This is a genomic window from Pseudomonas sp. CH235, assembly GCF_004368175.1.
Classification (GTDB): Bacteria; Pseudomonadota; Gammaproteobacteria; order Pseudomonadales; family Pseudomonadaceae; genus Aquipseudomonas; species Aquipseudomonas paraglycinae.
Map to the genome: position 1 here is coordinate 64,582 of NZ_RRZJ01000028.1, position 11,800 is coordinate 76,381.

The 11,800-nt window shown below is 59.4% G+C and carries 10 protein-coding genes; 8 read left to right on the forward strand and 2 right to left on the reverse strand.

Going from position 1 to position 11,800, the window contains the following annotated elements; all coding sequences use genetic code 11:
- Positions 1-45 precede the first annotated feature (45 nt).
- Positions 46-759: a UTRA domain-containing protein gene (locus tag EIY71_RS23165; RefSeq protein WP_085732333.1), complete on the reverse strand. Its 714-nt coding sequence runs from the start codon at positions 757-759 to the stop codon at positions 46-48.
- A gap of 351 nt (positions 760-1,110) precedes the next feature.
- Here EIY71_RS23165 and EIY71_RS23170 point away from each other — a divergent pair, with 351 nt between their 5' ends.
- From EIY71_RS23170 to EIY71_RS23195, 6 genes are all read left to right on the forward strand, one after another.
- The gene (locus tag EIY71_RS23170; RefSeq protein WP_134023264.1) at positions 1,111-2,175 is read left to right on the forward strand and encodes an ABC transporter substrate-binding protein; all 1,065 of its coding nucleotides are present in this window, start codon (positions 1,111-1,113) and stop codon (positions 2,173-2,175) included.
- Between the two features lie 180 nt (positions 2,176-2,355).
- Positions 2,356-3,162, forward strand: coding sequence for an alkaline phosphatase family protein (locus EIY71_RS23175; protein WP_102688264.1), 807 nt, complete (start codon positions 2,356-2,358; stop codon positions 3,160-3,162).
- A gap of 5 nt (positions 3,163-3,167) precedes the next feature.
- Positions 3,168-4,004 carry an ABC transporter permease subunit gene (locus tag EIY71_RS23180; protein WP_166673444.1) on the forward strand — a complete coding sequence of 279 codons (837 nt, stop codon included), beginning with the start codon at positions 3,168-3,170 and terminating at the stop codon, positions 4,002-4,004.
- Positions 3,991-4,791, forward strand: a complete 801-nt coding sequence (locus EIY71_RS23185; protein WP_007960203.1) for an ABC transporter permease — start codon at positions 3,991-3,993, stop codon at positions 4,789-4,791. The genes EIY71_RS23180 and EIY71_RS23185 overlap by 14 nt, the downstream gene beginning before the upstream one ends.
- Positions 4,788-5,777: an ABC transporter ATP-binding protein gene (locus EIY71_RS23190; RefSeq protein WP_085748482.1), complete on the forward strand. Its 990-nt coding sequence runs from the start codon at positions 4,788-4,790 to the stop codon at positions 5,775-5,777. Before EIY71_RS23185 ends, EIY71_RS23190 begins: the two co-directional genes overlap by 4 nt.
- A 34-nt stretch (positions 5,778-5,811) precedes the next feature.
- Positions 5,812-6,465: an HAD family phosphatase gene (locus EIY71_RS23195; protein WP_102688262.1), complete on the forward strand. Its 654-nt coding sequence runs from the start codon at positions 5,812-5,814 to the stop codon at positions 6,463-6,465.
- Between the two features lie 45 nt (positions 6,466-6,510).
- Here EIY71_RS23195 and EIY71_RS23200 read toward each other — a convergent pair whose 3' ends face one another.
- Positions 6,511-7,473, reverse strand: coding sequence for a zinc-binding dehydrogenase (locus EIY71_RS23200; protein ID WP_102688261.1), 963 nt, complete (start codon positions 7,471-7,473; stop codon positions 6,511-6,513).
- A gap of 181 nt (positions 7,474-7,654) precedes the next feature.
- Here EIY71_RS23200 and EIY71_RS23205 point away from each other — a divergent pair, with 181 nt between their 5' ends.
- Together EIY71_RS23205 and EIY71_RS23210 are read left to right on the forward strand one after the other, a co-directional pair.
- On the forward strand, positions 7,655-9,739 hold the full coding sequence (locus EIY71_RS23205; protein ID WP_165369544.1) for a carboxy terminal-processing peptidase: 2,085 nt from the start codon (positions 7,655-7,657) through the stop codon (positions 9,737-9,739).
- A gap of 134 nt (positions 9,740-9,873) precedes the next feature.
- Entirely contained in the window at positions 9,874-11,664 is a 1,791-nt protein-coding gene (locus EIY71_RS23210; RefSeq protein WP_134023266.1) for a bifunctional diguanylate cyclase/phosphodiesterase, read from the forward strand.
- The last annotated feature ends 136 nt before the right edge of the window (positions 11,665-11,800 follow it).

Consider the following 11,800-nt stretch of genomic DNA (forward strand, 5'->3'; position numbering starts at 1 on the left):
CCCTAAGAAGCCGTTACCGCAGCAACGGATATTCACACAAAGCGATCAAACCACATCAACCCCAACGTGTATCGCATCATGCCGCCAAAACTCCAGATCACAATCAATCAACCGCCCAGACTGATCATAATTAACCCGAGCAATCCTCAACCCCGGACTCCCCACCGAAACCCGTAAAGCAGCCGCCGCATCGACCGATAAAGACGTAGGCACAATCTCGAACCGCACCCGCCCATAATGCAAATCGTAATGCCGCGCATACAGCTCGGTAATCGACTGATTCAAATCAAACTCCAGAATCCCCGGAAAAAACTGCGGATTCAGATAATGCTCCACATACAACACCAGCCGCCCATCGATCCGCCGCGACCGGCAAATCTGAATCACGCTCGACAACGCCGGCAATTGCAACCACGCACAGACCGCCGCTGACGCCGGCTGCAAGCGCGCCGAAATCACCTCGGTCGACGGCACCCGCCCCTGCGCACTGACCATCGCGTGAAAGTGACTGCGCTGCATCAGGTTATAGGCCAGACGCGGTGGCGACACGAACCAGCCCCGCCGCTCCTCGCGATAAATCTGCCCTTGCGCCTCCAGCTGCAACAAGGCTTCCCGTACCGTAATCCGCGTCGTGCCGAACAACTCACTGAGCTTGCGCTCGGCCGGCAACTTGCTCCCCGCCGCCAGCAACCCATGGTCGAGTTGCTCCTGAAGGATCTGGCCAATCGCTGTCACCGCTTTTGTTGCCTCATCGCGCATCAACGTTACCTATCTGGACTAGACCAGCACTGTTTCGGGGCAAAACCGCACAGCTATTGCGCCGTTTGGTCATGTTGCAAGCCTAGGCAGTGCAGATGACCGAGAGATGACAAAACTACCGAACGGTCGCCCTGACAACTTGCAATACATCGGCCAAGTCCCTTGCCCACCGGGACTTTGCGGGTGGTCTACGCTTAGCGGGCAGCCGTCGATACAGGAGAAATAAAACGCGGGTCAGGTATCCGCCGACATCAAAGTGTCATCCAGCCCCCCTACATTGGCTCAGGTATTGCTGACCTAGACCAACACAATCCGCAATCGCAGCGTTGAACACGACCAAGGAGCTTCGGAATGAAACAGCTTTTCCTGGCAACACTGTTAGGCTCGACCATTGCCATGTGCACCGCCGCCATGGCGGCTGATGATCTGAAAACCCTCGAAGCCGCTGCGAAAGCGGAAGGTGCCGTCAACAGCGTCGGCATGCCCGATGACTGGGCCAACTGGAAAGGTACCTGGGAAGACCTGGCCAAGAAATACGGCCTGAAACACATCGACACCGACATGAGTTCGGCCCAGGAAATCGCCAAGTTCGCCGCCGAAAAAGACAACGCCACCGCCGACATCGGCGACGTCGGCGCGGCCTTCGGCCCGATCGCGGTCAAGCAAGGCGTGGTGCAACCGTACAAGCCGAGCACCTGGGATCAAGTGCCGGACTGGGCCAAGGACAAGGACGGCAACTGGGCACTGGCCTACACCGGCACCATCGCCTTCATCGTCAACAAGAAGCTGCTGCACGGCTCCGAAGTACCGACCAAATGGGCTGACCTCAAGGGCGGCAAATACAAGGTTTCCATCGGTGACGTGAGCACCGCGGCCCAGGCTGCCAACGGCGTACTTGCCGCTGCGCTGGCCAACGGCGGCGACGAGAAAAACCTCCAGCCTGCCCTGCTGCTGTTCGCAGACATCGCCAAGCAGGGTCGCCTGTCGATGGCCAACCCGACCATCGCCACCATGGAAAAAGGCGAGATCGAAGTCGGCGTGGTCTGGGACTTCAACGGCCTGAGCTACAAGGCCAAGATGGCCAATCCGGATGACTACGTGGTGCTGATCCCGTCCGACGGTTCGGTGATTTCCGGCTACACCACCATCATCAACAAATACGCGAAGAACCCGAACGCCGCCAAGCTGACCCGCGAATACATCTTCAGCGATGCCGGCCAGACCAACCTCGCCCGCGGCAACGCTCGCCCTATCCGCGCCGAGCACCTGCAACTGCCGGAAGACGTGAAGGCCAAGCTGCTGCCGAACGAGCAGTACAAGAAGGTCACACCGATCAAGGACGCCGATGCGTGGGAGAAAACCTCCAAGGCCCTGCCGCAGAAGTGGAACGAAGAAGTCATCGTAGAAATGAAGTAAGCCCGTAAACCCAACAGGGTTTGACGCAAAACTCTGTGGGAGCGGGCTTGCCCGCGATGGCAATTTCACATTCAACAAATGTGTTGAATTGCATGACGCCTTCGCGGGCAAGCCCGCTCCCACAGGATCCGTGTTGATTTCGAGTTTTCCGATTTATTGTTTCGCGGAGTTTTTGCCCCTATGAAGCACACCGTCATCCTTGTCGTGCTCGACGGCCTCAACTACGAGGTCGCGCGTCACGCCATGGGGCATCTGCAGGCTTACGTTGGCGCAGGACGCGCCGCGCTCTACCAGTTGGAGTGCGAGCTGCCGGCCCTGTCCCGACCGCTTTACGAATGCATCCTCACGGGCGTACCGCCGATCGACAGCGGCATCGTCCACAACAACGTCTCGCGCCTGTCCAACCAGCGCAGCATCTATCACTACGCCCGTGATGCCGGTCTGAAAACCGCCGCTGCGGCGTACCACTGGGTCAGCGAGCTCTACAACCGCTCGCCGTTCGTGGCAGCACGGGATCGGCATACCGATGACCCGACGCTACCGATCCAGCACGGCCACTTTTACTGGAACGATCACTATCCGGATTCGCACCTGTTCGCCGACGCCGAAAACCTGCGCCTGCGCCATGCACCGGACTTTCTGCTGATCCACCCGATGAACATCGACGACGCCGGGCACAAGCACGGCCTCGACACCCCGCAATACCGCAACAGCGCGCGCAGCGCCGACATCATCCTCGCCGACTACCTGCAAGGCTGGCTCGACGCCGGTTGCCAGGTGCTGGTGACCGCCGACCACGGCATGAACAACGACCGCTCGCACAACGGCCTGCTGCCGGAAGAACGCCAGGTGCCGTTGTTTGTACTCGGTGACGCCTTCAGCTTAAACACCGACGCCACGCCGAAGCAGACCGACATCTGCGGCACCGTCTGCGAACTGCTCGGCGTGCCCCACGACAAACCTGTGTGCCGGGAGTTACTCAAGTGAACTCAATGACTCGCGGTAAATGGCTGGCCGCCCTGTGCCTGGTGCCTTTCGCACTGTTCTTTATCGTGTTCGAAATCGCCCCGCTGATCTGGGTGATGATCAACAGCCTGCAATCGGAAGAATTCGGTTGGGGCTTCACCAACTTCAGCAAGATCTTCAGTTCGAAGTTCTATTTGCAGGCGATCCAGTACAGCCTCGAAATCAGTTTCTGGTCGAGTGTGTTCGGCATCATCATCGCGGTGCTGGGCGCCTACTCCCTGCGCCGGGTCGATTCGAAGCTGCGCAACTTCGTCAACGCCTTCGCCAACATGACCAGCAACTTCGCCGGCGTGCCGCTGGCGTTTGCGTTCATCATCCTGCTCGGCTTCAACGGCAGCATCACCATCATGTTGAAGCAGGCCGGGATCATCGAGGACTTCAACCTGTACTCGAAAACCGGGTTGATCATTCTCTATACCTACTTCCAGATTCCCCTCGGCGTGTTGCTGCTGTACCCGGCATTCGACGCACTGCGTGAAGACTGGCGCGAATCCGCCGCACTGCTCGGCGCTGACGGCTGGCAGTTCTGGCGCCACATTGGCCTGCCGGTACTGACCCCGGCCCTGCTCGGCACCTTCGTGATCCTGCTGGCCAACGCCCTTGGCGCCTACGCCACGGTCTACGCGCTGACCACCGGCAACTTCAACGTATTGCCGATCCGGATTGCGGCGATGGTCTCCGGCGACATTTCCCTCGACCCGAACCTGGCGAGCGCCCTGGCCGTGGTGCTGGTGGCGCTGATGACCCTGGTGACCGTCGTGCATCAACTGCTGCTGAAGAGGAGCTACCATGTCTCGCGCTGAATCCGGCCCGGCCGGCGTCTACCACCGCGTCGTGGTCTATCTGTTGTTCGCCATCCTGCTGCTGCCGCTGGTGGGCACGCTGATCTACTCGATCGCCAGCAGTTGGTCGGCCACCATCCTGCCCAGCGGTTTCACCTTCAAGTGGTATATCCAGTTGTGGAGCGATCCGCGTTTTCTGCACGCCTTCGGTCAGTCGCTGCTGGTGTGCGTCGGCGCGCTGATCCTGTCGGTGGTGCTGATCCTGCCGCTGCTGTTCGTGGTGCATTACCACTTCCCGAAACTCGATGCGCTGATGAACATCCTGATCCTGCTGCCCTTCGCCGTACCGCCGGTGGTGTCGTCGGTGGGCCTGTTGCAGCTCTACGGTTCCGGGCCGTTCGCGATGGTCGGCACGCCGTGGATCCTGATCGGTTGCTACTTCACCGTGGCGCTGCCGTTCATGTACCGGGCGATCACCAACAACCTGCAAGCGATCAACCTGCGCGACCTGATGGACGCCGCCCAACTGCTTGGCGCCAGCACTTTTCAGGCAGCTTTCCTGGTGGTGCTGCCGAACCTGCGCAAAGGCCTGATGGTCGCGTTGCTGCTGTCGTTCTCGTTCCTGTTCGGTGAGTTCGTGTTCGCCAACATCCTGGTCGGCACCCGCTACGAAACCCTGCAGGTTTATCTGAACAACATGCGCAACAGCAGCGGCCACTTCACCAGTGCGCTGGTGATCTCCTACTTCTTTTTCGTGCTGGTCCTGACCTGGGTCGCCAACATCTTGAACAAGGACAAAAGCGAATGAGCTATGTCAGCGTCCAACACCTTCAGAAAAACTACGCGGGCACCACGGTGTTCAGCGACATCAACTGCGAAATCAACAAGGGTGAATTCGTCACCCTGCTTGGTCCGTCCGGTTGCGGCAAATCCACCCTGCTGCGTTGCATCGCCGGGCTGACGCCGGTGGATGGCGGCAAGATTCTGCTCGATGGCGTCGACATCGTGCCGCTCACCCCGCAGAAGCGCGGGATCGGCATGGTGTTCCAGAGCTACGCGCTGTTCCCCAACATGACCGTCGAACAGAACGTCGCCTTCGGCCTGCGCATGCAAAAGGTCAACGCCGACGACAGCCACAAGCGGGTTGCCGAAGTGTTGAAACTGGTTGAACTCAACGATTTCGCCAGTCGCTATCCGCATCAGCTGTCCGGCGGCCAGTGTCAGCGTGTCGCCCTCGCCCGTTCGCTGGTGACCCGTCCGCGCCTGTTGCTGCTGGATGAACCGCTGTCGGCCCTCGATGCGCGAATTCGCAAACACCTGCGCGAACAGATCCGTCAGATCCAGCGCGAACTTGGCCTGACCACGATCTTCGTCACACACGATCAGGAAGAAGCCCTGACCATGTCTGACCGGATTTTCCTGATGAATCAGGGAAAAATCGTACAAAGCGGCGATGCCGAAACCCTCTACACCGCACCGGTCGACGTATTCGCCGCCGGCTTCATCGGCAACTACAACCTGCTGGATGCCGAGAGTGCCTCCAAGCTGTTGCAGCGGCCGATCAATCACCGCATCGCGATTCGCCCGGAAGCCATTGAACTCAGCCTCAGCGGTGAACCCGATGCGCAAATCCGCAGCCACAGTCTGCTGGGCAACGTGATCCGCTACCGCGTCGAAGCTCGGGGCGTGGAACTGGTGGTGGATGTGCTCAACCGTTCGGCGGCGGATCTGCATCCCGATGGTCAGCGCCTGTCACTTTCCATCGATCCCACCGCTCTGTGTGAGGTAGCCTGATGACTTTGCTGACACCCAAGAGGGAACTGAACTGATGGCCCTGGCAATTTTTGATCTGGACGAAACCCTGATCCACGGCGACTGCGCCACCCTCTGGAGCGAGCAGATGGGGCGCCTGGGCTGGGTCGATCCCGAGTCGTTCATGCGCCGGAACAACGAGCTGATGGACGCCTACAGCCATGGCAAGTTGCGCATGGAAGACTACATGGAGTTCAGCCTCGAACCCTTGATCGGCCGCACCCCGGAAGAGGTCGATCACTTGGTCGGGCCGTGGGTGGAAGACTTCATCGAGCCGATCATCTTCAGCGACGCGACCAAAACCATTGCTGCCCACCGCAAGGCCGGCGACCGGATTCTGGTGATCTCGGCCTCGGGTACGCACCTGGTCAAACCGATTGCCGATCGACTGGGCATCGACGAGGTGCTGGGGATCGAACTGGAAGTGGCGCATGGCGTTTACAGCGGCCACACCGTGGGCACCCTGACCTACCGCGAAGGCAAAATCACCCGCTTGCTGGAATGGCTGGATGCCGAAGAGGAAAACCTTGAGGGCGCGAGTTTCTATTCCGACTCACGCAATGATCTGCCGCTGCTGCTGAAAGTGGATTTTCCGCATGTGGTCAATCCGGATCCGGTCCTGCTTGCAGAGGCCGAGAAGTCCGGCTGGCCGATCCACCTCTGGAAGTAAGCGGTTGTCTTGTGGGAGCAAGCCTGCTCCCACAAGCATCAACGATCAGCTCAGGCTTTCGTCGATCACCAGCACCAGCTTCCCCGCCACCGTGTTGCTCGCCAGCTCGGCAAACGCAGCCTCGGCATCCTTGATAGGGAAGGTCTTGGCCAGTTGCGGCTTCAGGCGACCTTCGGAAAACAGTGGCCACACGTGCTGGCTCAGATCGCTGAACAGATCGGCCTTGAACTGATCTTCACGGCTGCGCAGGGTCGAGCCCAGCAGTTGCACGCGCTTGGCCAGCACCTGGGCCAGATCCAACTTCGCCTCGCGGCCGCCCATCAGGCCGATCAGCACCCATCGGCCGTCCTGAGCCATCAACTTAAGGTTCAAAGCCGAATAATTGCCGCCCACCGGATCCAGAATCACATCGAACGGCCCGAAATCCCGCAGGCTTTCCAGATCGTCGGTGCGAACCACCCCGCCCTGGGCCCCCAGCGATTCGCAGTAGGCCAGCCGCTCGGCCGAGCCGACGCTGACCCAGCAGGGATTGCCGAAAGCCTTGCACAGTTGAATGGCGGCTGAACCGATACCACTGGCTCCGGCGTGCAGAAGAACTTTCTCACCCGGTTTGAGCGCAGCGAGTTGAAACACATTCAGCCAGACGGTCGCGTACACCTCGGGCAACGCAGCGGCCTCGATCAGCGATACACCTTCCGGAACCGGCAGCACATGCCTTCCGTCGACGACCACCTCTTGCGCCATCCCGCCCCCGGCCAGCAAGGCGCAGACCCGGTCACCGACCTGCCAGGACGAGCCTGCGCCGACCTCGCTGATCACCCCGGAACACTCAAGACCCAGCACCTGGCTGGCACCTGGAGGGGGTGGATAAAGTCCAGCTTTCTGTAATAAATCCGCGCGATTGAGGCCCGCTGCCGCCACCCGGATGCGAACTTGTCCTACATCACATGTAGGACTTGGTTCATCAACCCATGCCACTTGACCTTCAACGCCTTGCAATGCCTTCACAGTGCCTCCATAGTGAGTCTGGACTGAGCCCGAAGCTGTAGCGCCGGGCTTTTTGCATTATGCGACCGGCCCTGGGGTCTGAACGAACGCTGAACAGCAGTTATCGTACAGAGCGTAGAGGTACCGGCGACTTCAAAGACGGCCTAATATGCGTTATCAATTGTCCCCGCGTCGAATCAGCATGAAGCATCTGCTCCCCAGCACCGCCCTCGCTCTTTTCATCGGTATCGGTCTGTTGCCGGTGTCGGGCACCACATTCGCAGCCAACAGCTGGGACAAGTTGCAGCCTGATCGCGACGAAGTGATCGCCAGTCTGAACGTCGTCGAGTTGCTCAAGCGTCACCACTACAGCAAGCCGCCGCTCGACGATGCGCGCTCGGTGATCATCTACGACAGCTACATCAAGCTGCTCGACCCGTCGCGCAGCTACTTCATGGCCAGCGACATCGCCGAATTCGACAAGTGGAAGACCCAGTTCGACGACTTCCTCAAGAGCGGCGACCTCAACGCCGGGTTCACCATCTACAAGCGCTACCTGGACCGCGTGAAGGCGCGTCTGGACTTCGCCCTTGCCGAGCTGAACAAAGGCGTCGACAAGATGGACTTCACCACCAAGGAAACCTTGCTGATCGATCGCAAGGACGCTCCGTGGCTCAAGTCCACCGCCGAACTCGATGACCTGTGGCGCAAACGCGTCAAGGACGAGGTGCTGCGGCAGAAGATCGCCGGCAAAGAGCCGAAGCAGATCCAGGAAACCCTGACCAAGCGCTACAAGAATCAACTGGCGCGTCTGGACCAGACCCGCGCCGAAGACATCTTCCAGGCGTACATCAACACCTTCGCCATGTCTTACGATCCGCACACCAACTATCTGTCGCCGGATAACGCGGAGAACTTCGACATCAACATGAGCCTGTCCCTCGAGGGTATCGGCGCCGTGTTGCAGAGCGACAACGACCAGGTGAAAGTCGTGCGTCTGGTGCCGGCAGGCCCGGCCGACAAGACCAAGCAGGTTGCTCCGGCCGACAAGATCATCGGCGTTGCCCAGGGCAACAAAGAGATGGTCGACGTGGTCGGCTGGCGTCTGGATGAAGTGGTCAAGCTGATCCGTGGCCCGAAAGGCACCGTGGTGCGTCTGGAAGTCATCCCGGCGAGCAATGCGCCGAACGACCAGACCAGCAAGATCGTGCCGATCACCCGTGAAGCGGTGAAGCTCGAAGACCAGGCCGTGAAGAAGTCCGTGCTGAACCTGAAACAGGACGGCCGAGACTACAAGCTCGGCGTGATCGAGATTCCGGCCTTCTACCTCGACTTCAAGGCCTTTCGTGCCGGCGATCCGGACTACAAGAGCACCACTCGCGACGTCAAGAAGCTGCTGACCGAACTGCAGAAAGAGAAAGTCGACGGCGTGGTCATCGACCTGCGCAACAACGGCGGCGGTTCCCTGCAGGAAGCCACCGAGCTGACCAGCCTGTTCATCGACAAGGGCCCTACCGTGCTCGTGCGTAACGCCGATGGCCGGGTCGATGTACTTGAAGATGAAAACCCGGGCGCCTTCTACAAAGGCCCGATGGCGCTGCTAGTCAACCGTCTGTCCGCCTCGGCTTCGGAGATCTTCGCCGGCGCCATGCAGGACTACCACCGCGCGCTGATCATCGGTGGCCAGACCTTCGGCAAAGGCACGGTCCAGACCATCCAGCCGCTGAACCATGGCGAACTGAAACTGACCCTGGCCAAGTTCTACCGGGTTTCCGGTCAGAGCACCCAGCATCAGGGCGTACTGCCGGACATCGATTACCCGTCGATCATCGACACCAAGGAAATCGGCGAAAGCGCCCTGCCGGAAGCCATGCCGTGGGACACCATCCGCGCGGCGATCAAACCGGCGAGCGATCCGTTCAAGCCGTATCTGGCCCAGCTGAAATCCGAGCATGACACCCGTTCCGCCAAGGACGCGGAGTTTGTGTTCATCCGTGACAAGCTGGCCCTGGCGCAGAAGCTGCTGGAAGAAAAAACCGTCAGCCTCAATGAAGCCGAACGCCGTGCCCAGCACGCCGACATCGACGCCAAGCAACTGGCGATGGAAAACATCCGTCGCAAGGCCAAAGGCGAAGAACCGCTCAAAGAGCTGAAGAAAGAAGACGAGGACGCCCTGGCGGCCGCCGAGCCGGACAAGGTCAAACCGGAAGACGACGCCTACCTGAGCGAGACCGGGCGCGTGCTGCTGGATTACCTCAAGCTGAGCAATCAGGTCGCAAAGAAGTAAGGTGATGGCAATTTAATGCTGACGATCCCCGGATCGTCATCAAACAGTCATCATTCTGTCGTGCAATAAAGGACTGGGAGCTGTTCTCTTCATCGAGAACGCTCCCAGTCCTTTTTTTATCGCCAGAGATTGCCATGACCACGACCGAACAGCTGAGTGCCTTGAGCTCGATCCTGACTCAAAGCGGATTACACAGCCTGTTCCAGCCGATCATTTGCCTCTCTGAACGGCGCATTCTCGGCTACGAAGCCCTGACCCGCGGCCCGTCCAACAGCCCGCTGCATTCCCCCATCGCCCTGTTCGCCGTGGCCCGCCAGGCCGGACGCTTGAGCGAACTGGAAATCGCCTGCCGCCAAAGCGCCTGTCGCCGTTTCAACGAACAGCAGTTGCCGGGCAAGCTGTTTCTCAACGTCTCTCCCGAATCCCTGCTCGAAGCCGCGCACCAGCCGGGGCGCACGCTGCAGCTGCTGCAGGATTTTGGTATCCCGCCGAGTCAGGTGGTGATCGAACTCACCGAACAAACGCCGATCGATGACTTTCAGTTGCTGCAAACTGCGCTGCATCACTATCGGGCGATGGGTTTTTCGATTGCCCTCGATGACCTTGGGGCTGGTTATTCGAGCCTGCGCCTGTGGTCGGAGCTGCGGCCGGATTACGTGAAGATCGACCGGCACTTTATCGATGGCATTCATCAGGACGCATTGAAACGCGAGTTCGTCGGATCGATCCTGCAAATCGCCAAGGCCTCGCGGGCACAGGTGATTGCCGAAGGCATCGAACTGCCGGAAGAGCTGGCAGTGCTGACCGAGATGGGTGTGGATCTGGTGCAGGGATACCTGCTCGGCCGCCCTCAGGAACACCCGCCGCGCGATGCCCGCGCCTTGATGCCCAAGCACGACAGCAGCGCCGTCACATTGAACGATGAAGGCAGCGACCTCAGCGCCCTGCTCAACGATCAACCGGCCGTGAATCGCGACACACCGACCGCTACCGTACTGGAAGCCTTCCGCCGTCAGGCCAACCTGAACTCACTGGCGGTGCTCGACGAACAGGGTCAGCCATGCGGCATCGTTCATCGTCACTCGCTGTCCGATGCGCTGCTCAAACCGTTCGCCACCGACCTGTTCGCCCGCAAACCGATCAGCCGCCTGATGAACGACGACTTCCTCGCCGTGGAAATGAGCCAGTCGCTGCAACAGGTCAGCCGTCTGATCACCAGCCGCGCCCGGCAACGCATCGAAGAAGACTTCATCATCACCCTCAACGGCGGTTACCTGGGCCTGGGCCGGGTGATTGACGTGCTCAAACTGATCACCGAACTGAAAATCCAGCAGGCCCGCTATGCCAACCCGCTGACGTTGCTGCCGGGGAATGTTCCGATTCAGCAGTGCCTGACACGGTTGCTGCAACAGGGACGGGAGTCGGTCATTTGTTATGTCGACATCGACAGCTTCAAACCCTTTAACGATATCTATGGGTATGGGCGTGGGGATGAGGTATTGCTGTGTCTGGCGCAATGCCTCAACGAACGCGTCGACCCATCCCGGGATTTCGTTGGCCACATCGGTGGTGACGATTTCCTGCTGGTGCTCGGCCCGGAGGATTGGCGCAAACGGCTGAACCAATTGCTTGATGATTTCCAGAGCCAATGCCGGCGTTTCTACCGCCCGGAACATCTGGAGGCTGGGTGTTTTGTTGCGCCGAACCGCCAGGGCATTCGTCAGGAGTTTCCGTTGCTGTCATTGTCCATTGGCGTGGTGCATTTGCATCCCGAAGCGTGTGCGCAGTTGGATGCGAGTCAGTTGGCGGAAATGGCTTCGCAGGCGAAGCATCATGCGAAGAATGTTCCGGGGTATAGCGTGCATGTTATCGATAGTCTTTCCCCGTCTAGCCTCCATCAATCACAGTTAATCGGGCAACGCTAATTTCTTAAATTGCACGAAATAAATAGGCCAATCAAAATCACCATTGAGTTTGATCTTCAAGACTCGCCCGAAGCAAATCATCCCTCCACAACTTACTGACGATCTCATATATATGTTCAAAAAAACCACGAGAGTC